At 65.3% G+C, this 23,147-nt stretch carries 24 protein-coding genes; 8 read left to right on the top strand and 16 right to left on the bottom strand.

All coding sequences use genetic code 11. The features are described from left to right. Positions 1 to 145: 145 nt before the first annotated feature. Positions 146 to 1,054, bottom strand: a complete 909-nt coding sequence (locus tag RPB_RS18430; protein WP_011442532.1) for a VOC family protein — start codon at positions 1,052 to 1,054, stop codon at positions 146 to 148. A 14-nt stretch (positions 1,055 to 1,068) separates the two neighbouring features. On the opposite strand from RPB_RS18430, the gene RPB_RS24715 reads away from it, so the two are divergent. The 3 genes from RPB_RS24715 (at position 1,069) to RPB_RS18440 (ending at position 3,273) form a co-directional block, all read left to right on the top strand. Further along, positions 1,069 to 1,359, top strand: a complete 291-nt coding sequence (locus tag RPB_RS24715; protein ID WP_157038861.1) for a hypothetical protein — start codon at positions 1,069 to 1,071, stop codon at positions 1,357 to 1,359. Between the two features lie 84 nt (positions 1,360 to 1,443). Beyond that, positions 1,444 to 2,346, top strand: coding sequence for a sugar kinase (locus RPB_RS18435; protein ID WP_011442533.1), 903 nt, complete (start codon positions 1,444 to 1,446; stop codon positions 2,344 to 2,346). A gap of 261 nt (positions 2,347 to 2,607) precedes the next feature. Further along, complete coding sequence (locus RPB_RS18440; protein WP_011442534.1) at positions 2,608 to 3,273, top strand: class I SAM-dependent methyltransferase; 666 nt, start codon at positions 2,608 to 2,610, stop codon at positions 3,271 to 3,273. 97 nt (positions 3,274 to 3,370) lie between these two features. Here the strand turns inward: RPB_RS18440 and RPB_RS18445 are convergent, their stop codons facing one another. From RPB_RS18445 to RPB_RS18455, 3 genes are all read right to left on the bottom strand, one after another. Then, positions 3,371 to 4,588, bottom strand: coding sequence for an NAD(P)/FAD-dependent oxidoreductase (locus RPB_RS18445; RefSeq protein WP_011442535.1), 1,218 nt, complete (start codon positions 4,586 to 4,588; stop codon positions 3,371 to 3,373). A 138-nt stretch (positions 4,589 to 4,726) separates the two neighbouring features. Continuing rightward, positions 4,727 to 6,217 carry a glycosyltransferase family 39 protein gene (locus RPB_RS18450; protein WP_011442536.1) on the bottom strand — a complete coding sequence of 497 codons (1,491 nt, stop codon included), beginning with the start codon at positions 6,215 to 6,217 and terminating at the stop codon, positions 4,727 to 4,729. Positions 6,218 to 6,224: 7 nt separating this feature from the next. Beyond that, positions 6,225 to 7,358 carry a glycosyltransferase gene (locus tag RPB_RS18455; RefSeq protein WP_011442537.1) on the bottom strand — a complete coding sequence of 378 codons (1,134 nt, stop codon included), beginning with the start codon at positions 7,356 to 7,358 and terminating at the stop codon, positions 6,225 to 6,227. Positions 7,359 to 7,715: 357 nt separating this feature from the next. Between RPB_RS18455 and RPB_RS18460 the strand changes: the two genes are divergently transcribed. After that, entirely contained in the window at positions 7,716 to 8,519 is an 804-nt protein-coding gene (locus tag RPB_RS18460; RefSeq protein WP_011442538.1) for a DUF72 domain-containing protein, read from the top strand. Here the strand turns inward: RPB_RS18460 and RPB_RS18465 are convergent, their stop codons facing one another. Next, the gene (locus RPB_RS18465) at positions 8,520 to 9,500 is read right to left on the bottom strand and encodes a helix-turn-helix transcriptional regulator (protein ID WP_198135127.1); all 981 of its coding nucleotides are present in this window, start codon (positions 9,498 to 9,500) and stop codon (positions 8,520 to 8,522) included. Between the two features lie 233 nt (positions 9,501 to 9,733). Here RPB_RS18465 and RPB_RS18470 point away from each other — a divergent pair, with 233 nt between their 5' ends. From RPB_RS18470 to bcsS, 3 genes are all read left to right on the top strand, one after another. Next, positions 9,734 to 10,990, top strand: a complete 1,257-nt coding sequence (locus tag RPB_RS18470; protein ID WP_011442540.1) for a YadA family autotransporter adhesin — start codon at positions 9,734 to 9,736, stop codon at positions 10,988 to 10,990. A gap of 101 nt (positions 10,991 to 11,091) precedes the next feature. Next, positions 11,092 to 11,331, top strand: a complete 240-nt coding sequence (locus tag RPB_RS18475) for a hypothetical protein (RefSeq protein ID WP_011442541.1) — start codon at positions 11,092 to 11,094, stop codon at positions 11,329 to 11,331. Positions 11,332 to 11,450: 119 nt separating this feature from the next. Next, positions 11,451 to 12,428, top strand: a complete 978-nt coding sequence (bcsS, locus tag RPB_RS18480) for a cellulose biosynthesis protein BcsS (protein WP_245258254.1) — start codon at positions 11,451 to 11,453, stop codon at positions 12,426 to 12,428. Between the two features lie 15 nt (positions 12,429 to 12,443). Here bcsS and RPB_RS18485 read toward each other — a convergent pair whose 3' ends face one another. The 6 genes from RPB_RS18485 to RPB_RS18510 all read right to left on the bottom strand — a co-directional run bounded on the left by RPB_RS18485 (position 12,444) and on the right by RPB_RS18510 (position 18,216). Continuing rightward, a complete protein-coding gene (locus tag RPB_RS18485; RefSeq protein ID WP_245258255.1) occupies positions 12,444 to 12,875 on the bottom strand; it encodes a hypothetical protein in 432 nt (143 codons plus the stop codon). Positions 12,876 to 13,243: 368 nt separating this feature from the next. After that, positions 13,244 to 14,563, bottom strand: coding sequence for an adenylate/guanylate cyclase domain-containing protein (locus RPB_RS18490; protein ID WP_011442544.1), 1,320 nt, complete (start codon positions 14,561 to 14,563; stop codon positions 13,244 to 13,246). A gap of 29 nt (positions 14,564 to 14,592) precedes the next feature. After that, positions 14,593 to 15,765: an ABC transporter permease gene (locus RPB_RS18495; RefSeq protein ID WP_011442545.1), complete on the bottom strand. Its 1,173-nt coding sequence runs from the start codon at positions 15,763 to 15,765 to the stop codon at positions 14,593 to 14,595. Then, complete coding sequence (locus RPB_RS18500) at positions 15,762 to 16,697, bottom strand: ABC transporter ATP-binding protein (RefSeq protein WP_011442546.1); 936 nt, start codon at positions 16,695 to 16,697, stop codon at positions 15,762 to 15,764. The genes RPB_RS18495 and RPB_RS18500 overlap by 4 nt, the downstream gene beginning before the upstream one ends. Next, on the bottom strand, positions 16,697 to 17,488 hold the full coding sequence (locus tag RPB_RS18505; RefSeq protein WP_011442547.1) for an HlyD family secretion protein: 792 nt from the start codon (positions 17,486 to 17,488) through the stop codon (positions 16,697 to 16,699). Before RPB_RS18505 ends, RPB_RS18500 begins: the two co-directional genes overlap by 1 nt. Further along, positions 17,485 to 18,216, bottom strand: a complete 732-nt coding sequence (locus RPB_RS18510) for a TetR/AcrR family transcriptional regulator (RefSeq protein ID WP_011442548.1) — start codon at positions 18,214 to 18,216, stop codon at positions 17,485 to 17,487. The genes RPB_RS18505 and RPB_RS18510 overlap by 4 nt, the downstream gene beginning before the upstream one ends. 147 nt (positions 18,217 to 18,363) lie before the next feature. Between RPB_RS18510 and RPB_RS18515 the strand changes: the two genes are divergently transcribed. Further along, complete coding sequence (locus tag RPB_RS18515) at positions 18,364 to 18,567, top strand: hypothetical protein (RefSeq protein WP_011442549.1); 204 nt, start codon at positions 18,364 to 18,366, stop codon at positions 18,565 to 18,567. 27 nt (positions 18,568 to 18,594) lie between these two features. On the opposite strand, the gene RPB_RS18520 is transcribed toward RPB_RS18515, so the two are convergent. From RPB_RS18520 to RPB_RS18540, 5 genes are all read right to left on the bottom strand, one after another. Continuing rightward, positions 18,595 to 18,930 (bottom strand): DUF4189 domain-containing protein, encoded by a 336-nt coding sequence (locus RPB_RS18520; RefSeq protein WP_433993740.1) that lies wholly within the window; start codon positions 18,928 to 18,930, stop codon positions 18,595 to 18,597. A 129-nt stretch (positions 18,931 to 19,059) separates the two neighbouring features. Continuing rightward, complete coding sequence (locus RPB_RS18525) at positions 19,060 to 20,661, bottom strand: NTP transferase domain-containing protein (RefSeq protein ID WP_011442551.1); 1,602 nt, start codon at positions 20,659 to 20,661, stop codon at positions 19,060 to 19,062. Beyond that, positions 20,658 to 21,359 carry an XdhC family protein gene (locus tag RPB_RS18530; RefSeq protein WP_011442552.1) on the bottom strand — a complete coding sequence of 234 codons (702 nt, stop codon included), beginning with the start codon at positions 21,357 to 21,359 and terminating at the stop codon, positions 20,658 to 20,660. The genes RPB_RS18525 and RPB_RS18530 overlap by 4 nt, the downstream gene beginning before the upstream one ends. Positions 21,360 to 21,390: 31 nt before the next feature. Beyond that, positions 21,391 to 21,714 carry an XdhC family protein gene (locus RPB_RS18535; RefSeq protein ID WP_011442553.1) on the bottom strand — a complete coding sequence of 108 codons (324 nt, stop codon included), beginning with the start codon at positions 21,712 to 21,714 and terminating at the stop codon, positions 21,391 to 21,393. A 26-nt stretch (positions 21,715 to 21,740) separates the two neighbouring features. Continuing rightward, positions 21,741 to 22,958, bottom strand: coding sequence for a vWA domain-containing protein (locus RPB_RS18540; protein ID WP_011442554.1), 1,218 nt, complete (start codon positions 22,956 to 22,958; stop codon positions 21,741 to 21,743). Positions 22,959 to 23,147 lie beyond the last annotated feature (189 nt).

The raw sequence follows: 23,147 nt of genomic DNA on the forward strand, positions 1-23,147 counted from the left end.
TGGCCAACGCAGCAATCTGGTCGCGGACTTGCCGACCTCCTGGAGCAACTTCCGCTCTCCCAGAAACGGAGTCGGAACCGGCCCCCAGCTTCGCAATGCAACGCATCGTACCAGCGCGAACGGTTCCGCTTTGCTCGAAAACGCTTTAGATCAAAGTTGTCTGGACCAGCAGAGTCGGAATCCGGCAGGTGCCGCTGCGGACGGTGACCACCCGTGTGCCGGGACGGCGGCCGACGCGCGGCTCGGTCACGGTGATTCCGGAATCAATCAGGCGGGCGCGGGCAACATCGAGATCGTCGACGCGCCAACTGATTCCCCACAACTTGTCGTGCTCGTCATCCGAACCGGCGACGGGCCGATGCACGACCTCGACGTTGACGTCGCCACAGAGAAAGAACATCAACCGGCGCGCCTGCTGGTTCGATCGGTCCAAAGCCATCTCGAGTCCCAGTCTCGAACCGTACAGCGCCGCGGCGCGCTCCGGGTCCGACGTCGAGACCACGATATGATCGAGCCCCCTGACGGCGGCCGGACCCGACACCTGGGATCGCGGGCGTTCGGCATCGAGTTCGACAAAGAACAGCCGAACCCCACGGGTGAGGCCGGTGGCGGCGCGGGTTCGTTTCCATTTCAGGGTCGCGCCGGTCTGCGTATCGCGCCCCTGGACCGAGGCGATCGGGTCCGGCTGCATGGCGAGGCGATCGAGCCGGCGGTGCATCCGGCCGATATCGGAGACGCGGAAACACAGGCTCGCCAACCCCTCGCCCTGCAGCTTGATCACGGTGCGGATACGATCGGCGTTGCCGCCGAGGCCGGACGGAGCCATCAATTCGAGCGACATGTTGTCGAGCGTGAACAAGACGTTCTCGGAGCCGTCATCGGCACCGTGCCAGGCCGGTTCGCGCGCCAGAAGCGTTCGGTATGCCGCGACGGCAGCCGGCAGGTCACTGACCAGAACAACAAGGTGGTCGATCGCCGTGATCGCCGAACGCTCTGCCGATGCGGCCAGTGTCACGATATGCCTGTCCTCAGCATTACGCTCCTTGACGCTCATGGAACCGACCCTCGATGGTCATGGTCGAGCACATCTCTTCACGAATCGCCGTCGTCGCCCCGCATCAGATTCATCATATGGTCAAACGAGCGATAGAGAACCTGGTATTGCCGCGGGGTGGTTTCCGTTTCTTGCCGAACGCTTTACAGTTTCTGATGGGCTCGATCCCGATGAGGATCCCCGCGCCCGACGTCAGCGACAGGCATCCCGCCGATTCTCCTTGCGTCAATCAAACCGCAATAGGGCACCCTGCGTTCCGCGTCATGGCCGCAATTTCAGCCCAGGGACTGTCCACTCCCCCTTGATGTTGCGACTTATTTTAGCGAATGCACCGCGATAAGCAGTGCTATTGTATCCAGGCCGGGTCAGGCTCGCAGTACGGGACGCTCATGCACGCACTTTTCATCGGACAGACCTATATCGACGTCACCTTCATCACCGACCACATGCCGACCGGCGACGAGAAGCACGTGGCGTCGGACTACGCGGTGTCGTTCGGCGGCAACGCGGTGACAGCGGCATTCTGCTGCGCCAAGCTCGGGATCGTGCCCGACCTGATCGCCACCATCGCCAACGACTGGCTGGGGCGGATGTTTCAGGACATGAGCGCGAAGTACGGGATCGAGATTCATCCGCGCAAGGTCGCCTCCTCGTCGTTGTCCTTCATCATGCCGAAGGACGGCAAGCGCGCAATTGTGCGCTGCCGCGACGACGAGCACATTCATCCGTTTCCGCTGCTCAACCTCGGCAATTGCCGCGCGCTGCATGTCGACGGCCATCAGCCCGACGCCGCGATCCACTATGCCAGACTGTGCCGCGAGGCCGGCATCCTGACCTCGCTCGACGGCGGCGGCCTGCGCACCAACACCCACGAACTGCTCGAATTCATCGATGTGGCGATCGTCGCCGAACGGCTCTGCGAGCAGATGGACATGACGCCGGACAAGATGCTCGATTATCTCAAGTCGCGCGGTTGCCGGGTCGGCGGCGTGACCCAGGGCGAGCGCGGGCTGATCTGGTACGACGAGACAGGCACGGTGCGCACCCTGCCGGCGCTGTCGATCCCGCGCGAACGCGTGCTCGACACCAACGGCGCCGGCGACGTGTTTCACGGCGCCTATGTGTTCTCGTATCTCAACAGCCCGGAAAAGAGCTGGCAGCAGCACTTCGAATTCGCCCGCGCCGCCTCGACCTATAAGATCCAACGGCTCGGCAACGAGGCCGGCCTGCCGACAGTGGCGGACATCGAGGCGGTGCAGCGGGAATTCGGGGCGACGGTGGCGGCGAACTAATCGCCTCTCTGTCGTCATACCCGGCCTCGTGCCGGGCATCCACCAACGAACGCGCTGACTTGCAGATGAATATGGCTGGGCGGCCCATCGCAGCACCGGCGCGGCTCGGCTGCGGATGGGCATCCCTGAGATGAACGCTGGCGCCGGATCGGCGCTAGCGAACACAAGCAGACTTCAGGCGACCGGCGACCATCATAGTTCCGTCCGAATTACCCCTGACCGGACAATCAAAACATCCATGAATTATGGTGTAATCAAAACATGAATGCATTCTCTGACCCGCAGGCTGTTGCCCGCTACGCTGAAAACTCGCCGCGTATGGTGCCCGGCTTCGCTGACATGCAGCGCATGGCTATGCTCCTGCTCGCGGAACGCGCTCCGTCAGATGCGCAGGTGCTTGTACTCGGCGCCGGGGGCGGCCTCGAACTCAAAATTTTTGCCGAAGCACAGCCTGAGTGGTCGTTCGTCGGGGTCGATCCCGCCGCTGCAATGCTCGACCTTGCGCGGATAACCCTCGGCGACCTCGCCGGTCGCACGCAATTTCATGAAGGCTTTATCGAAAGTGCGCCAGAAGGCCCATTTGATGGTGCAACCTGTATCCTAACCCTGCACTTCATCGAACGTCAGGAGCGGCTGCGCACCCTCAAAGAGGTGAAGCGACGTTTGAAGCCAGGTGCTCCTTTCATCGCTGCGCATTACAGCATCCCGGAAGGCGAGCTTGACCTGTGGCTGTCCCGATATGCTGCCTTTTCGATTACGTCAGGTATCGATCCTGCGCAGGCGAATGCCGCACGTGCAGGGATCGCCGAGCGTCTGCCGATTCTCTCTCCCGCGGACGACGAACAGTTGCTGCGGGAGGCGGGCTTTCGTGGGATCAGCCTCTTCTATGCTGGCTTCGCTTTCAGAGGCTGGGTCTCTTACGCCTAGCAACTCCCGCTTCTGATCCAAAGCGATGTTAGCGCTCTTCAGAAGCTCGATTTCTTCACTCCGCTCGCAATGACAGTGTTGCGGCGGACCGACGCCGTTACGCCATCGCCTTCTTTAGGTCGAAGCTGAGATCGGCGGCCTGCTCCGGCGTCACCGACTTGCCGAGCGGCAGGATTTTGCGGCCGAACACATGGTCGGCCGCGCGGTTGACGGATTCGACGCCGATCAGTTGGCCGTCCTTGTAGCAGAACGCCGAGAACGAGCGCTCGGCGACGCTGCCGCGCAGCACGACCTGGTCGAAGCCGGCGGTGAGACCGGCGATCTGCAGCTTGTCGTCGCCCTGATCGGACCAGAACCACGGATAGCCGTCATAAGTCGCGGGGGAACCCGTCAGCCGCGCCGCGACGCAGCGCGCCTGGTCGGTGGCGTTCTGCACCGATTCCACGCGCATCACCTCGCCGAACCGTACGCTGTTGAACAGCGCGCAATCGCCGATGGCCGAGATGTTCGGATCTTCGGTGAGAAGCTGCTCGTTGACGATGATGCCGGCTGCGGTCGGCAACCCGGCCGCCGAGGCCAGTTCGACATTCGGGATCACGCCGACCCCGACGACCACCAGATCGCACGGCAAGGTCCGGCCGTCGCTCAGCGCGACGCCGGTGACGCGACCGTCTTCGCCTTCGATCTCAGTGGCGCGGACCCCGTAGTGGATACGAATGCCGGCCGCGGTGTGGCGGTCGTGGAAGTAGCTCGAGATCTCCGGCGTCACCGCGCGCGCCATCACCCGCGGGGCGAGTTCGACGACGTCGACTTCCATGCCCTTGCCGCGTGCGGTGGCGGCGAATTCCAGTCCGATGAATCCGGCGCCGATCACCACGACGTGCTTCTTCTCCGGCATCCGCTGCCGCACCACTTCGCTTTCGTCGAGCGTGCGCAGATACAGCACGTCGTCCAGCGTGGCGTTCGGCACGTCGAGCTGGCGGTTGCGGGCGCCGGTGGCGAGCACCAGATGGCCGTATTCGATCTTGTCGCCGGAGGCGAGCAGCAGCGTCTTGGCGTCGCGGTCGATCGCGACGGCGCGGCCGTCGATCAATTCGATGGTCTGATCCTGGAAGAATTTTTCCGGCCGGAACATCAACGAATTGGGGTCGCCACCGCTCTTGAGATAGGCCTTCGACAGCGGCGGCCGCTGATACGGCAGATGCTTCTCGTCGTTGATCAGGGCGATGCGGCCGGTGTACTTGGCTTGGCGCAGCGAGACGGCGACCTGAAATCCGGCGTGTCCGGCTCCAGCAATCAAGACCGTGTCGTTCATCATGTCACTCGTGGCGTTGGATAAGGCGCGGCACGCGCCAGGCGGGCGAAGGGTGCGGCAGCCTCTAGCACAAAGACGTCAGGCCGGTCAGCTTGCCGGATCAACTGTTTAGACTAAAGTACCCGCGTCCGGCCAGCTTCAATAGACGGGCGGCGAATTGTCCAGCACCGGACCCTTGGCACCGTCGAGGATGTCGAGTTCGAGGGTGTCGATCAACAGCGGTCCGCGCTTGCGCTCGACCGCGCCGACCTTCTCGATCCGGCTGAACGTCGCCCGCAGCGCCGGGTGCGCAGCGGCATTGGTCTCACCGACCAGCAGCAGCTTGCCGGCGAGCTGCTCCGGGCTCGGCGGCGGCGCCGCAAGCCAGCGATAGCGCTCGTTGCGCTGCGCCACGCAGGTGCCCTTCGGCAGATAGAACGCCAACCACCCCGTGTTGCCGTAATCGTCGGCGAGCACGCAGGTCGCCCCCGTCGCCTCGCGCACCGCCGCGATCTCGGCGGCGATCTCGGGATAGCCGACGCCGACCGCACGCACGCTGGCGTCGCGTCGATAGCCGGTCAGCACCCCGGTGTTGGCCTGGACCACCACCAGCACGAACATCACCACGCCGACCGGCGCGGCCCAACGCCGGCAGACATCGACCACACGTTGCGCCCTCGGTCCCCATGGCACGAAAGCGGCGGCGACCGCGGCGGCGACCGCAAAGGCGGGATACAGCGCGCCGAGCCAATTGCCCTCGACGCGGTCATGGGTCGCCTGCCAGGCGAAATACAGCGCGATGGTCCAGACGATCGCATTGATCAGCACGCGCGCGCCCGACGCGCCGGCGCCACGCGCCAGCGCGTACAAACCCATCAACCCGAGGATGTAGACCAGCGGGGTCGCGAGCACGAACTGGGTCGGGACAAGTTCGAGCAGATAGCCGGGATGAAAACCGTCGACCCTGGCGCGGCCGAGCTGCTTGGCAAACGAGATCCACTGATGCTCGGCGTTCCACAGCACCACAGGCGTGAACATCGCGAACGCAATCAGCCCGCCCAGATAGGGCCATGGCGTCAGCAGCCAGCGACGCTGTTTGGGCACCCACAGCAGCCAGATCAGGATCGCCGGGCCGAAGAACAGCGCGGTGTATTTCGACAGCAGCCCCGCGCCGACCGCGACGCCGACCGCGAGCCACCACACGCCTTTGCCCGACGACAGCACCTGCGCGAGCGCGTAGAGCGCGAAGCTCGACGCCACGAGCAGCGGCGCATCCGGCGTCACGATCACGGTGCCGACCGAGACCATCATCGTCGCGTTGAGCAGCAGTGTCGCATGCGCGGCCAGACGCTGGCCGCCGAACAGCAATTCCGCGGAACGCCAGGTCGCCCAGCTCATCGGCAGCGCCAGCAGCACCGAGATCAGCCGCACGCCGAATTCGGTGTCGCCGGCAATCAGGGTACCGAGCCTGATCAGCCACGCCACCATCGGCGGGTGATCGAAATAGGAGGCGGCGAGATGCTTCGACCAGGTCCAGTAATAGGCTTCGTCGAAGGTCAGCGGCGTGACCGCCGCAGCGACCAGCCGCAGCGCCACCATCGCGGCGATCGCCAGAGCCGTACCACCGACGTAGCGCTTGGCCGCCGTCATGGCTGCATCAACGCTTGCGCCAGACGAACAGGCCCGACATCGCGTAGTTCCACACCACGCCCATCACCGCGCCGGCAGCCCCCGCCAGCCACCAAGTGATGTGCTCATTGTAAACCGCGAAGGCGACGCCGACATTGGCGAGCAGACCGACGCCGCACACCAGATAGAACAGCAACAACCCGCGAAGGATGGCAAACCCCTTCAGTCGCTGGTCGCGATAGGTCAGGAAGTTGTTGAGGATGAAGTTGCTGGTCATCGCCACGACAGCCGCGGCGCCCTGTGCCTCGGCGAACGGCTGCTCGAACACCTTCAGCACCAGGTACAGCGTCAGGAAATGCACGATGACGCCGGTCGAGCCCACCAGCGCGAAAAGGATGAACCGAAGGGATAGGATATCGTTGCTGAACTTCGCCAGCACCAGGCCGAGGAAATCCAGCGCCACCATCGAGTCGAGCTTGCTTTCGCCGTGCAGCCGGGATCCGAAGCTGTAAGGCACCTCGATGGTGCGCAGGCTGCCCTGCCCGGTGGCGACGACGTCGAGCAGGATCTTGAAGCCCTGGGTCGAAAGCTTCGGCGCAAGCTCTTCGAAACGATCGCGCCGGATCATGAAGAAGCCGCTCATTGGATCGGCGACCTCGACCTTGAGGACCTTGCGGGCCAGCGCGGTCGCCAGCGCACTGAAGCCGGCCCGCTGCCGGTCGAAGCTGTCGGCGCTGCCGCCTGCCACATAGCGGCTGCCGACCACGAGATCGGCCGAGCCGCTTTCGACCAGGCCGAGCATCTTGGGCAGTTGAGTCTCGTCGTGCTGCAGGTCGGCATCCATCACCGCGGCAAACGGCGCGCTGGCGGCGAGAATGCCCTCGATACAGGCGCCGGAAAGCCCGCGTCGCCCGATCCGCCGGATGCAACGCACCCGCGGTTCGCGCAGCGCCAGTTCGCGCACCACGTTCCAAGTGCCGTCCGGCGAGTTGTCGTCGACGAAGATGACTTCCCAAGCCACGCCCGCGAGTGCCGTTTCCAGCTTGTGGAACAGCACCTCGACATTGTCGCGCTCGTTGAAGGTGGGAACGACGACGGACAACTGAAGCGCGGACGATGGCGCCGCGCACGTTTCCAAGGCCGCTGGACTGGCTTGATTCATGGCGCCAGCGTATATCGAGGCCGATGGGCGCTGCCAAGGCGCGTTGCGTTACAAAATATGTAGCAGAAGGCGGAAAACGGGTGGAGACGGGGCGTTCAGTGTCCCAAAGGACCCAGAGGCTCCAGAGGCTCCAGAGGCTCCATGATCACGAGGGCACCTGGCCCGATGAATGAGAACCGCCTGAGACGACCACCCAAACGTTAACGACCACGAACAACAGGTGCGCGTACATCCGGCGCTCCCTACTATTCTGTGGTCGTTCGGCTGCCCGCGCGTGGCTGTTGAGCCATCAGCACCGGCATCGCCGTTAGAACCAAGATAGGTGCGCAGTCGCCGTTTCGCAAGAGGGAGACCGGGATGAAGAGCAAGTCAGGCAACATTCGCATCGGCATCGGCGGCTGGACCTACGAGCCGTGGCGCGGTGTGTTCTATCCGGACAAGCTGCCGCAGCGGAAGGAACTGGAATACGCTGCCTCCAGGCTGACTTCGATCGAGATCAACGGCACCTTTTACGGCTCGCAAAAGCCGGAGAGCTTCCGTAAATGGGCGAGCGAAGTGCCCGACGGCTTCGTGTTCGCGCTGAAGGGGCCGCGCTTTGCGACCAACCGCAAGGTGCTTGCCGAGGCCGGAGACAGCGTCAAGCGGTTCTACGATTCCGGCGTGCTGGAGCTGGGTGACCGGCTCGGTCCAGTGCTGTGGCAATTCGCGCCCACCAAGAAGTTCGACGAAGCTGATTTCGGCGCGTTTCTCGACCTGCTGCCGCGGACGATCGACGGCCGGGCGCTGCGCCACGTGGTCGAGGTGCGCCACGACAGTTTCTGCACCCCGGCGTTCATCGCGCTGTTACGGCAGCATGACATTCCGGTGGTTTATTCGGAGCACGCGATCTACCCGGAGATTGCCGATGTCGTCGGGGACTTCGTGTACGCCCGGCTGCAGAAGGGCAAGGACGACATCGCGACCGGCTACCCGCCCAAGGCGCTCGCCGCCTGGGCGAAACGGTTCGAGACCTGGGCCGAGGGCGGCGAGCCGGATGACCTACCCAAGATCGGCGACGGCAAGGCGAAGAAACAGAAGCGCGACGTGTTCGCCTACGTCATTCATGAAGGCAAGGTCCGCGCGCCTGCGGCGGCGATGGAATTGATCAGGCTGGTCGGATAGCTAGTTGATGCGCGGCGGCCGGAATTGGGTCGGCGACGCGCCGAACCGGCGGCGGAAGCTGTGGTTGAAGTGGGAGACGTCGCTGAAGCCGCAACTCAGCGCGATATCGGTGACTTTCAAGGCGGGCGACAGGCCGGATGCCAGCAATCTGCGGGCCTTCTGCAGCCGCAGCTCGAGCACCCGCTCGGTCAGGGTCACCCCGCTTTCGTGCAGGATGTCCTGGATATAACGCGACGACAGGTTGAGCTTCGCGGCAAGCCGCGCCGCCGAAAATCCTGGATCGGCGAAGCCGGCCCCGATCTCCGCGACGATGGTCATAAAACGCACAGCGCGCAGCCCGCGCAGTTTCGAGGCCTCTGCAAGATCGCGACCGACGCCGAGCGCGAGACCGAGCAGATCGATTAAGACCGATTGCACATGCGCGACCATCGCCGGATCGAGCGCGGCACCGTCTCGTTCGAGCAGGAAGTCGAGATACCAGCGCAGGTGCAGCAGCGCGTCGTCGCCCGGGTCGAGCGGTCGCAACACCAGATCTTCCGCATGCGGAATGCTATCCAGCAATGTCTTGCGCGGCAGGGTGAATCCGATCCGGGCCTCGCCGTGCTCGGAGCGGCAGTCGAGCATCTCCGACAGATTGAAAAAGGCCGGCGTCCCCGGCTCCAGCGTCAGTTCCCTGCCGCGCTGGACCATTGCCTGCCGCGACGACGCCCGATTGTAGCTGATGCAGAATCTGTCCACCGGATGCGCCGCAACCTGCTGGGCATCGCGTGATACGCGCTGCAACGTGCCTTCGAAACGCGCCACCAGACTATCGCCGATCTGGGCGTGCTCCCAGGTCGCAGCGAACGGCCTGTCGGATAATCGGACCACGTTGCCGCTCTGCAGGAAACTGGCCGTGTAGATATCGCGCCACCGCGAGAACCGCGCCTGGTCGTCGAGCCCGGGCGACAAATCATGGGCGCTGTACACAACTCTCTGCAAAGCAGACCTCGCTCTCACAACGGTGAGCACCCGATCAGCGTAACGCGCCCGATCCGGCATCGCCAGTGCAAACTGATAGTTAGGTCGGCGCCCGATGCGGAAATGCAACAACTACCTGGATTCCGTCGCGAGTGCGCTCCAACCCAACTCGGCTGCGGTCCGCCCCAAGACGACGCCGTCCAATCCGGTGAGGTTGACGACGAAACCTCAATCAGCGGGGAGCGGAGCGCATCATGACAGCCCGGATGAACGACAGAGTTGGCGCGGCGTGGATTGGCGCATCTCTCATTCTCGCGGCGTTTCTGCTGCAGCCGGGCCGCGCGATGGCGCAAACCACCGACCCGGTTCAGGTCGTGTCGGGTTGCGTCGCCAATGTCGCAGACCGGCAATTGGCCTGCGGCCCGGGCGCCAGCACTGCCGGAAGCAATGATCGGTCGACGGCCATCGGCAGCAACGCTCAATCCGACGGCAGCTCTGTCGCCATCGGTAGCAGTTCCATAGCAACCGGCAATAACTCGACCGCTATCGGCGACAACGCCAACGCGGTTGGATTTGGGGATTCGACAGTGATCGGCTCCGGCGCCGGATCTGGAGGAGCCCGCAGCACGGTTATCGGCAGCGGGGCGGCCACCGGCAACGAAGGAGCCATCGCCGTGGGACATCGCGCCGGCGTCGGACTGGGCTCGGGTCAGTACAGCATCGCGATGGGCGCGGGCGGCGATACCGCGCAGTCCGCGTCGCATGCAATCGGCAATTTCAGCATCGCGATCGGCGGCGGCGACGGCCTATCGGCCAACGGTGCCATTTCCAATGCGGCGTTCGGCACCGCGGTCGGCGCATCCAGCATCGCGGCGAACCAGTTCGACGCGGCGTTTGGCGCCTTCTCGATCGCCAGCGGGGCGCGTAGCGCCGCATTCGGCGCCAACAGCGTCGCCGCCGGCGCGTCGTCGGTGGCGCTGGGAGACGGCTCGTTTGCCCAAGGGACCCACGCTGTGTCCACCGGCTTCAATTCAGCGGCCACCGGTGTCAACAGCGTGGCGCTCGGTGCCGAGGCTTCGGCGACGGCTTCCAACTCGGTGGCGATCGGCTCGCGTTCGGTCACGAGCGCGCCCAACACGGCATCGTTCGGGACGCCCGGCAATGAGCGCCGGCTCACCAACGTGGCCGCCGGCATCAGCCAGACCGACGCGGTCAATGTCGGGCAGCTCGCGGCAGTCACCAGCGGCCTTCAGTCGCAGATCACCAACAACCGCTCCGAAGCGCGGCGCGGCATCGCCGCGGCGGTCGCCACCGCCAGCGCGCCGATGCCCTCGGCGCCAGGCAAGACGACGTGGCAGATCCGCGGCTCCACCTTCCAGAACGAATATGGCATCGGCGTCGGTTTTGCCCACCAACTGCGGACGGCGATGCCGCTCAACATCGTCGGCGGCTACGGCAATGGCGGCGGCGCCGAGCACACCGCCTATGTCGGCGTCGGCGGCGAGTTCTGAGCCCGCCGCCGACCGCGCCTGCCGGTCGCTTGCGCGGGATCAATCCTGCGACACGGATCGCTTGCTAGGGTCGCGCAAACGAACACAACAGGTGGTGTCAGATGGACAAACTCGACTTCATGAACGGCCAGATCAAGGCGCTGCTGAATTTTGCCAATGCTGTCATCAAGGCCCATCCTGCACCGGACAGACTGCGCCATCATTTCGAGACGATCGCCCGCGCCGACCCGACGTCGCCCGAAGGGCTGTCGCTCTCGGAGGCTTACGTCGACGGTATGGCCGATATCGACAAGAAGATCGCCATCGCGCTGGAACACGCTATCGCAGACGGCGAGCGTTGAGGTAGTCGATTAGTTGCGCGCACGCCGCTGGACAACTCAAAGGTCCACTGCTTTAATCCGCCCTTATTCTTAGCAAGTCATTGCGTTCAGGATGAGTAGCGGTGCGGTGCGTCGGTTGGGTGTGCGCGTGGGTCGTCGCCTCGGTCCTGACGGCCGGGCTGTTGGGCGCGAATGCGCAAATCAGCAATATCAACGCAAGTCAGGCCACAGCAAGTCGGACTACAGCAGATCAGGCCACAGCAAGTCAGATCGGCGAAAGCGAGCCGGCGCGGCTCGAAGCCGGATCCCTCGAGCCGGACGATTTCGGACCGAGCGATTTCGACCCCGGTGATTTCCAATCGTCTGCGCGGTCTGGAGTATTCGATCCGTGGGGCGCCGATGATGCGCAGCTATCCGCAATTCTATCCTCGGCCGATATTGCTTGGACAACGGGACCAAGCCCGGCCGATGTCCTCAGCGGCGGCGCGAAACCGGATCAGGTGTTGCTGTTCGGCGGCTACGATGTGTGGCGGAACGGCATGTCTTCCTACGCCGGCGTACACTGGGCACGTGGTGACCCGAGCAACGACGGCTTCATTCTCAGGCTCTCGATGTCGAACGCGCTGGAGCGCTATCGCACGCCCACGCGCACCTACACGACGTCCATCTTCCGCGCCGCGCTGCTGCCCGGCTGGCGGTTCAAGCGCGGCGAATTCGAACTGAGGCTGTTCGCCGGCCCCGATTTCGAGAACCACAATTTCACGCCCGACAACCACGAGTCCAAATGGCGCGGGCCGCATCCCGGCTTGCGTATCGCCGCGGAGACATGGGCGCAGCCGACGCCGCAGACGATGCTCGCCGCCTCGCTTTACGCCACCACCATCGCCCGCGGCTACGGCTTCCGCGCCGCCGCAGGCTGGCGATTGATCGATGCATTCTGGCTTGGGCCCGAATTGTCCGGATCGCGCGACGAGTTCAGCCGCCAGACCCGTTTCGGCGTTCATGTCACAGGACTGCAATCCGGCGCCTTCGAGTGGTCCGCGGCAATCGGAATGGTCAGCGACAGTTTCGGCCGCAGCGGCACTTACGCGCGGCTGGCGACACAACTGCGACCTTGAATTTCCTTCGCTGACTCAACGCGAGAATGCCTGCGCGCCGGCGTCCCAGGGACGGTCGCCATCGATCGCGCTCGCGCCGATCTCCCAGCCGGGTCCGCCCCACAGCACGTCGACAGTCCACAATTTGCCGTCGCGGTCGCGAACGAAGAAGAGATTGGGGACCGCGCTTGTGAGCAACGCCCCCGCTTCGCCATTGGGCTGCAGCGTCAGCAGGCACCACAACTCGCCGAGCGAACTCTCGCCGCGGTCGCCGAGCCAGGCGACGATCTCGCTGGCGCGCGCGGCACGACGAAGACGGAACGGCTGCAACGTCGTCCGCACCGCGCCGCTTTCGGTCTTGGACGCGAAACGCTGCCGGAACGTGGTGCCGAGCCAGGCAATCGATACGCCGTCGCGCGCCGTCGAAGCCTCGCGGAAATGTCGCTCCGCGATGAAGCGATCGCCCACCGATGAGGTCGTCACTGGGTCGGACGGTTCGTTCGGCGGACAGCTTTGCGCCGGGCCGGGCTCGAGCAATTCGGCCTCTGGCCTGACGCCAAGCAAAGCTGATTGCGCCTGCGCGACGACGTGCCCCCCCAGCGAGCTCAAGATTGCGACGACCAGGCAGCGATTCAACAACATAGACATTTACGACTCCCGTCCTCTTCCGGGAGTCACGGTAAACAACGTATTCACTATGTAAACGACCGCGTTAATACTTGGTTAAGGATAACAATTCAGTAAAAATGTCCTCAATCTCGAATTTTATATACTAATCAATACTTCTGAGTTCGCGCGCGGCGGTCCGGGGCTGCCGATGCAGCGACGACGGCCCGTCAGCCCAGCCGCCAGACCGCCATCGGCTCGGCGTAGCCGCGCATCGCGACGTTGCCGAGCAGGACGGCGTCGCTCGCGGCATCGCCGAGTTCGTCGCGGATCGCCGTCGAGATCAGAAGCTGAGTGCCGAAGTGTTTGTTGAGGGACTCCAGCCGCGACGCGAAATTCACGGTGTCGCCGATCACCGTGTACTCCTTGCGCCGCGGTGAGCCGACAGTGCCGACCACGGCATCGCCGGTGTGAATGCCGATGCCGATCCGCAACGGCCAGTCCCGTCCGGCGTTGTCGTCATCCATCGCGGCCAGCATCTCGCGCGCCGCGGCCACAGCGCACGACGCCGCGCGCGGATCATCGATCGGCGCCCCGAACAGCGCGAGAAATCCGTCGCCGAGAAATTTGTTCACGATGCCGCCGTGGCGCTCGAGGATGTCGACCAGCACGGCGAAAGCATCGTCAAGCCGCGCGACCACCTCCTCCGGCGACCGCGTCCGAGCGGCGCCGGTGAAATTGCGGAAATCGACGAACATCACCACCACCGTCCGGGTCTCGCCGGTCACCTCCGTGCCCGCCGCGAGCAGTTGCTCGACCACTTGCGGCGAGACGTGCTGGCCGAACAGGCTGGTGATGCGATCCCGCGCGTCGGCCGCGCCGATCGAAGCCTCGAATTGTCGGCGCAACTGCATCCCGACCCCGCCGGCGAGCACGCCGCAGATCAGGATGACCAGGCTGCGAAGCAGATGAAAGGCGAAATCCGGCGCAGGCTCGCCCACGAATCCCGGCGGTTGGTAGAGCATCGCGAGCGCCAGCAATTCGGCGGCGGCGACGAATCCGGTGAAGACCGAAAGCCAGAAATCGAGCCACAGCGTCGACAGGATGATGAAGATGAAATAGGCGAACGGGACGGCGAAAGCGAGCGCCTGGGCCGGGCCCATCGTCGTCATCTGCAGATACAGGCCGACCGAAGGCAGGCTGGTCTCGACCAGCACGCCGAGATAGCGGCCCCAATGCAGGACATTGTGCCCCCGTGCCAACCGCCGGCGCAGCATGATGATGACGCTGACTTCGATCGCCAGCAGCGGCGCATAGGACAACAGCAGCGGCATCAGCGAGAACTGGCCGCGCCAGATCCGCTCGATCTGCGCGGGGGAAATCCAGTACGCCACCAGCAGCGTCGATATCAGCGCCGATACGGTGAACAGCAGCACCTTCGCGCGCAGCAGTTCGGTCTTCAGAACTTCCCGCGCCAACGCGCTGCGGATTTCGTCGGACAGCGTCGAGCGCTGGGAGATTCTCGACGACCGTCGCCACGGCAGTTGCATTGGACGAATCCTCCAGCCCCGGGGCCGCCTCAGTCCAGCGTCCTGCGGAATCGGGTCACCGCGATCGTCATCGCTATCAGCATCAGGGCCGCCAGCGCCAGCGTGTCGTAGCGCAGATTCTCCAGCGTCGATCCCTTCAGCATGATCGCCCGGACGATCCGCACATAATGCGTCAGCGGCAGGCATTCGCCGAGATACTGCGCCCATTGCGGCATCCCGGCGAACGGGAACATGAAGCCGGACAGCAGGATCGACGGCAGGAAGAACATCATCGAGGCCTGCATCGCCTGCAACTGGTTCTGCACCAGCGTCGAGAAAGTGTAGCCGATCGCCAGATTGGTGGTGATGAACAACGTCGACAGCAGCGCCAGCAGCAACAGGCTGCCGCGCAGCGGCACGCCGAACAAGAACACGCCGATGCCGATGATCAGCGACGCCTGAATGAAGCCGACGCCGACATAAGGCAGGATCTTGCCGAGCATCACCTCGACCGGTGTGATCGGCATCGACAGCAGGTTTTCCATGGTGCCGCGTTCGATCTCGCGCGTCACCGACAGCGCGGTGAAGATCAGCATGGTCATCGTCAGGATGGTGCCGACCAGGCCGGGCACGATGTTGAGCCGCGACGACGCCGCCGGATTGTAGCGCGCATGCGCGCGGATCTCGAACGGCGGATTGCCGGGATCGCCGGCGACGCGGTCGTGCTCCAGCGCGGTCTGCACGATCCGGCCGAGAGCCGACAGGGCAGAGCCGGCCGCGACCGGATCAGTGGCGTCGGCGGCGACCAGCAGCGCCGGCCGCTCGCCGCGCCGCACCGCGCGCTCGAAGCCGCGCGGGATCTCGACGCCGAACAGCACTTTGCCGGACAACAGCAGATTGTCGAACTGCTCGACGCTCTGCACCTCCTGGACGAAATCGAAATACGCTGTGTTCTCCAGCGCCTTCAGGATCGAACGCCCGAGATCGCTGTCCTCCTGGAGCAGCACCGCGGTCGGCAGATGCCGGGGCGTGGTGTTGATGGCGTAGCCGAACAGCAGGAGCTGCATCACCGGGATCACCACGATCATCGCGAAGGTGAGACGGTCGCGGCGGAGCTGGATCAGTTCCTTCACCAGCATCGCATAGGTGCGGCGCAGGAAGCCGAAACGCGGAGGCTTGATCGGCTGGATGCGGCCGGTGGCGCTGTCGTCCGCGGCGCTCATTGGAAATTGTCCCTGGTGCGGCTCATCAGCTCGATGAACACGTCCTCGAGTGACGGGGCGCCGTGCTGCCAGTGCTGGCCGGTCCGGCTGCGATAGGGCGCGATCGTCGCCTCCAGCGCAGCGTGATCGCGGCCGGAAATGTGCAGGCTGGTCCCGAACGGCGCCACCATGTCGACGCCGGACCTGCCGGCGAGCTCGTGCGCCAGCGCGCCGAGCCCCTCGCCGGTCACGACATAAGTCGCCAGCGCGGACTGCGCGATCACCTCGTCGACGGTGCCGTGCGCGAGCAGATTGCCATAGGCGATGTAGGCGATCTCGTGACAGCGCTCGGCCTCGTCCATGTAGTGGGTGGAGACCAGCACAGTGAGCCCTTCGGCGGCGAGGCCGTGGATCTCGTTCCAGAAATCGCGCCGCGCCTTCGGATCGACGCCGGCGGTCGGCTCGTCGAGCAGCAGCAATTGCGGATTGGGCAGCGTGCAGGCGCCGAGCGCCAGCCGCTGCTTCCAGCCGCCGCTGAGTTCGCCGGCGAGCTGGTTCTCACGGCCGGACAGACCGAGCCTTCCGATCATCTCCCGCGCGGCCGCGGGGGCGTCGCGCACGCCGTAAAGTCTGGCCACGAATTCGAGATTTTCGCGCACCGAGAGGTCCTGATACAGGCTGAAGCGCTGGGTCATGTAGCCGACCTGGCGCTTGATCTTGTCGGCGTCACGCCGGATGTCGAAGCCGAGGCAGGTGCCCTCGCCGCTGTCCGGCGTCAGCAGGCCGCACAGCATCCGGATCGTCGTGGTCTTGCCCGAACCATTGGGCCCGAGGAAGCCGTAGATCGAGCCGCGCTTCACCTGCATCGACAGATCATGCACCACCTCGCGGCCGTTGAAGGACTTGGTCAGGCCCTTGACCTCGATGGCAATGTCGGGGGCCGCCACGGTCATCACTTGCCACCCGCGGAAGCCGGAACCGGGGTCTTCGGCGTCGGATACACGCTGACCGGCTGACCGACGCGCAGGCTGGCCGGACGCTCCGGCCGCGCCTGGATCAGATAGACCAACTTGTTGCGCTCGTCCTGGCTGTAGATCACCGGCGGCGTATACTCCGCCGTGGTCGCAATGAAGTAGATCTTCGCGGTGAGATCCGGCGCGCAATTGTCGCAACTCACGCGAATGGTGTCGCCGATCGCCAGCGTCGGCAAGGCCGGCTCCGGCACGAAGAACCGCAGTTTCATGTTGCCGGGCGGCAGGATCGACAGCACGGGCTTCTGCGCCGCCACCATCTCGCCCTCCCGGAAGTAGATCTGCTGCACATTGCCGGTGACTGGCGCGTAGATTTGGCGGCGCATCAGCCGGGTCTTGGAGGTCTCGACCCGGGCCTCGGCGACGTGCAGCGCCGAGACCGCGGAATCGAGATTGGCCTGCGTGCCGGAGCCGGTCTTCGACAGCGATTGCGCGCGATCGAAACTCTGCCTGGCGTTGGCCAGCGTCGCATTATTCTGGTTGAGGTCGGCCTGCTGCAGGTCGTCGTCGAGCGTGTAGATCAGATCGCCCTTGCGGGTCTCGTCGCCCTCGCGGACCGTGAGCCGGGTAATGCGACCGGATTCGTCCGGGCCGACGAAAATCAGGTCGGCCTCGACCCAGCCCTGATAGCCTGGATCTGGCTTCGGACCACAGCCGGCGAGCGCGAACAGCAATGCGAACGCGGCAGCGGCGTGGATCGGGCGCGCGATCATGTCGCTTTCCCTTCGTTGAAAATGATGGCGATGTGACTACGTAGCAACCCCAGCGAATCCAACGGCGAATAGCGATTGAAAAGGCCCTGCCAGATCACTGTCAGCATCGCCGGCGCCATGATCAGTTGCGGAAATTGCAGGAGTGTGTCGTTGCGGATTTCGCCGCGCTCGATGCCGTAGGCGATCACCCTGCGCATCGCCGCGAGGCCGCGCACCACGACTTCCCGATAGTGGAATTCGGCGAGCGACGGAAAACGCGGCCCCTCGGTGATCATCAGTCGCAGCAGATCGGCGCGCTTGGTCTGCGTCACCTCGCGAACGAACACCTCGGCGAACATCTCGAACATGGCGCGCGCCGATACGCCCGGCAATGGCGGCGCGTCGAGCTTCTCGATCAGCGGCAGCATCGCCGCGCGCAGCAGTTCCTGAAACAACGCCTCCTTGTCGGCGAAGTGCAGATAGATCGTGCCCTTGGCGACGCCGGCGCTCTTGGCCACGTCTTCGAGCCGCGTCGCCGCGAAGCCACGAGCGATGAATTCATCGAGCGCGGCGTCAACGATCGCGGCGCGGCGCTCCGCCGCCCGCAGCGCCCGTGTCGAGGCGGCGGCGTTGCGCGACGGGTCGCTCGTCGCATCGGCGGGCTTGGCCCGGCCGCGCGCGGCCGGTGCCGGACCCGGGGTCACGGAAGTTGCGGATCGCTTGGTCGGCCGACGGGGGGCATCTTTCATTCCGTATTTATGACTGACCAGTCAGTCATATTCAAGACTGGATCTTTACGGATGCCGCGTCAATCCGGTCGGGGTCCTTCCGGACAAGTTGCGGAACGACGGCTCGCAACCGGGATTGTCCCTGGAGATCACAAAAGGGAGAGAGACATGGCATCGACCGAATGGATGTGGGGCGTCGGCATCATCATTCTCGGCCTCGCGATCGCATTCGCGCTGATGCGCAATCGCAGCCGCACCGCATCGGAGAAGCGGCAGACCGAAGCCGGGACCGAGGATGTCTATCGCGCCGCGCAGCGCAAGGAAGACGGCAAGCTGCGGCCCGAGGATCGTACTCCGCAGTCGATGCCTTAGCCGAGGCCGAACAGCGTCGCAGCCGCGTCAGCCCTTGGCGTCGCACGCCCAGGCGCGGATCACGCATTCCTTGCCGCCGTATTCGTAGCACTTGCGAGTGGCGGCATTCAGCGTCGATGAAATCTTCGGCTCGACGGCATAGCCGTGCGCGCCGCAAGGATTCAACAGGTCGATCGCCAGCGCCGCGCAGGCGCGCCGCATCGTGATCGTGGTGCAATCGCCGTTGCATTGCTTGCGCGCCGCTTCGACGGCGGCGGCATCGGCGGCATAGTCGAAGGCCTTGCCGTAGGCCCCGCATTTGCCGACGGCAAGGGCTCCGGCGGCATGGGCCGGCACGGTCGCGATCGACAAAGCGATCGACAAGGCAGCAAGAAGCGCGCCGCGGCGGCGCGGAGCAGCAGACAACCCCAAGATCCCCTCCCCAAGTAACCCGGTGGAACTTTAGGTCGAGAGGGCTTTCAACTTGGTGAATAATCCGTCGAGGCGCCGCGTTCAGCCCCGGCGGGCATCCTCGAGCGCCTGCGGCGTATCGATATCGAGAAACGCAGCGTGGCCATCGACCGGCACTTCGGTCACCGCCTCGGCATGCTTGGCGATCAGGTGGCGCGCGCCGATGTCGCCGTCGAGCGTCATCAGCTCGGCGAAGAACCGCCGCGACCACAGCACTGGATTGCCGCGGCGGCCATCTGCGACCGGCACCACGATCAGCCCGCCGCGATCCGGATCGAACGCGTCGATCAGCCGGTCGATCAGTTCGGAATCGATCAGCGGCATGTCGCCGAGACAAACAATCGCGCCATCGGCATCGTCCGGCACAGCGGCGATACCGGCTTTGACCGACGACGCCAGCCCTTCGGCGAACGCCGGGTTATGGACGAACGACACATCGAGCCCGGACAGCGCCGCCTCGACCTTGTCGGCCTGATGCCCGGTGACCACGACCGCGCGCGATGCCTTCGACGCCAATACCTGCTCGGTCACGATCCGCACCAGCGGCGTGCCGTTCAGTTCGGCGAGCAGCTTGTTCGGCCCGCCCATCCGGGTCGAGCGGCCGGCGGCGAGCACGATCGCCGCGACATTGCGGCCACCTTCGGCTACCGGCACGCGCGGCTGCGGTCGGGTCACGATCTCCATCAGCAACCCGCCGACACCCATGCCGGTGATATCGGCGCGCGTCACGGGCAATCCCGCCAGCAGCCGCATCAGCACCCAGTCGAAGCCGTTCTCGACCGGCGAGCGCGCACAGCCCGGCGCACCCAGCACCGGGACGCCCGACGCGCTGCCGATCAGCAGCAGATTGCCGGGATCGACCGGCATACCGAAGTGCTCGACCTGCCCGCCGATGGCGCCGATCGCCGCCGGGATGACGTCGCGGCGGTCTGCGATCGCCGAGGCGCCGAACACGATCACCAGCTCGGCGCCGAGGCCGAGCAATTCCTGCAGCGCCGTTGCGAGCGCAGATTCGTCATGAGCGATGCGGCGCTCGGCGATGATCTCGGCACCCGCCGGCGCCAGCCGCTCGGCGGTGACGCGCAGCGTCTTGTCGATCACCTTGGACGCGAGGCCGGGCAGTTGCGTCGACACGATGCCGACACGCTTGATGACATAGGGCGCGACCTGCAGCGCGGAGCCTCGTGCAGCCGCCACCGCGGCGTCGCGCAGTCTCCCCTCGACGCCGAACGGGATCAGCTTGACGGTCGCGATCATCTCGCCTTCGACCACCGGCTTGAACGCCGGCAGCGTCGCGAAGGTGATCGCCTCGTCGACCGCATTGACCCGATCGACCGCGGCGCGATCAACCACCAGCACGCCGGGCCGCTGCGCGAACAGATTGGCGCGGCCGGTGAAGGCGCGCTCGACGCTGGCACCGTCGCCGGCGACGGCCTGCGCCACGTCCGCTGCTGCGACGTCCTCCGAGACATCACCCGACTCGAGTTGAACGACGACAATTTCACCGACGCCGGCGCGCTCCAGCGCGTCGACTTCGGCCGGACCGATCGCGGTGCCCTTCTTCAGCAGCAATCCGTTCTGCCGCAGCGAATGCACGGTGACGCCGCCGATCGCATCGGCCGGACGGCGCGGCCCGAACTTCATACCGCGGCTGCCTTGGACGGCCCCGGCATCCGCAGCGTCGCGGTGATCTCGGCCATGATCGACACCGCAATTTCCGACGGCGACACCGCGCCGATGGCGAGCCCAATCGGGGCGTGAATGCGCGCGACGTCGGCGTCGCTCGCGCCCTGCTCTTTCAGGCGGTCGACGCGCCGGGCATGGGTCTTCTTCGAGCCGAGCGCGCCGATATAGAAGCAGTCGCGCGCAAAGGCGTGCAGCAGTGCCGGATCGTCGATCTTCGGATCATGCGTCAGCGCGACGAACGCCGTGTAGTGATCGACGTTCAGCGGCGGCAGCGCGACATCGGGCCATTCGGCGATCAGCGGCACGTCGGGGAAACGCTCCGGGCTCGCGAACGCGGTGCGCGGATCGACCACGGTGACATCGTAGCCGAGCGAACGGGCGAGCGGCGCCAGCGCCTGACTGATATGCACCGCGCCGACGATCACCAGCTTGGCGGTCGGCGCGTAGACGTTGAGAAACAACTTGCGGTCGCCGGCCTCGATGGTCGCACTCTTGCCCATCCGCAATTGCTTCGACAGTTCGGCGGCGAGCGGATCGGCGGCGATCTCGGCGGCTTTGACGAGGCGCTGCTCGCCGGTCGCGGTGTCGGTGACGACGATCGCCGGCCGCCGGGCGGCGCGCTCGGCATTGAGTTGTTGCAATGTTTCGAGCTTCACGGAGACCGCCCCACTTGTTTCGCTGGTCGAACTAACCGACCTTTTCGACGAACACCCGGATAGTGCCGCCGCAGGACAGCCCGACCTTCCAGGCGGTCTCGTCGGCCACGCCGAATTCCAACAGCTTCGGCTGCCCGCTCTCGATCACATCGAGCGCTTCGGTCACCACCGCGCCTTCGACGCAGCCGCCGGACACCGAGCCGAGAAAGGTGCCATCATTGTTGATCACCAGGCTGGAGCCGGCGGGGCGGGGCGCCGAGCCCCAGGTCTCGACCACGGTGGCGAGCGCGACGCCATGGCCGGCCTTTTTCCAGTCTTCCGCCGCTTTGAGGATGTCTTCGTCGCGGTCGAGCATCGGAGGTCTCCTTGGCGAGGGCCGCGTCAGGCGGCGGAGCGGATCGCGCTGAAATGGTGCGGCGGCGGCGCCGACGACAGCGCCTCGATCAGCCCCTGCATCGAGGTCAAGTTATGCACCGGGCGGAATTCGTCAACGTGCGGCAGCATCATTTTAATGCCCTGCGCGCGCGGTTCGAAGCCGCCGAACCGCAGCAGAGGATTGAGCCAGATCAGCCGCCGGCAGGAGCGATGCAACCGGTCCATCTCGAACGCCAGCTTGGAGTCCGCCTCGCGCTCGAGCCCGTCCGAAATCAGCAGCACGATCGCGCCCTGCCCGAGCACGCGGCGCGCCCACAGCTTGTTGAAGCCGTGCAGCGAGGTCGCGATCCGCGTCCCGCCGGCCCAGTCCTCGACCGACGAGGTGCAGCTCGCCAGCGCCTCATCCGGATCGCGCGCCCGCAGCGCGCGGGTGACGTTGGTCAGCCGCGTGCCGAACAGGAAGGTCGAGACGCGCTTGCGGTCGTCGGTGATGGCGTGGAGGAAATGCAGGAACAGCCGCGTGTACTCGCTCATCGAGCCGGAGATATCCAGGAGCGCCACGATCGGCGCCGGCTTGTCGATCAGCCCGAGCTTGCGAATATCGACGATGTCGCCACCGGTGCGGAGCGACGCGCGCAGCGTGCGGCGCAGATCGAGCTTGAGGCCGCGCTTGTCCGGGCGGACGCGGCGGGTGCGCAATTCCGCCTGCGGCAGGCGCATCCGCGCGATCGACCGCGTCACCTCGGCGATCTCCGCCGCGCTCATCTGGGCGAAGTCCTTCTTCTGCAGGATCTCCTTGTCGGACACCGCGAGTCGCACTTCCTGCTCTTCGGCGGCGGGGAAATCGCGCGTGGTGGACGGCGCCATCGCTTCCTGCACGCGGCGCGAGGCGGGCGGCGGCTTCTTCTTGGCGTGATCGGGCAGCGGGATCGAATCCAGCATGTGCTGCCATTCTTCGGCGGCGCGGAAGAACAGTGCGAACGCCTGCGCGAAAATCAGCGCGTGCTCGCGACGCTTGACGAAGATCGCCTCCAGCGTGGCGTAGAGATCGGCGCGGTTGCCGATGTCGATGAGCTGCAACGCCTCCAGCGCATCGATCACCGCGCCCGGCCCGACCGGCAGGCCGGCCGCGCGCAGCGCGCGGGCGAAGCCGACGATGTTGTCGGCCATCTTGCCGGTCGGCGGGTTGAGGTGATCCATCGCGGTCATCGGGTTACGCTGCATCTGCTGACAACCTATCGACCAGTCATTCCGGGGCGCGCCGAAGGCGCGAACCCGGAATCACATCGTCAATGCCCGTTTCAGATTCCGGGTTCGCGAGCTGCGCTCGCGCCCCGGAATGACAAACTCATAGTCGGTCTCACAACCTTGCCGCTCGCACGGTCTGCTCCCTCTCCCGCTTGCGGGAGAGGG

The organism is Rhodopseudomonas palustris HaA2, assembly GCF_000013365.1.
GTDB classification, from domain to species: domain Bacteria; phylum Pseudomonadota; class Alphaproteobacteria; order Rhizobiales; family Xanthobacteraceae; genus Rhodopseudomonas; species Rhodopseudomonas palustris_J.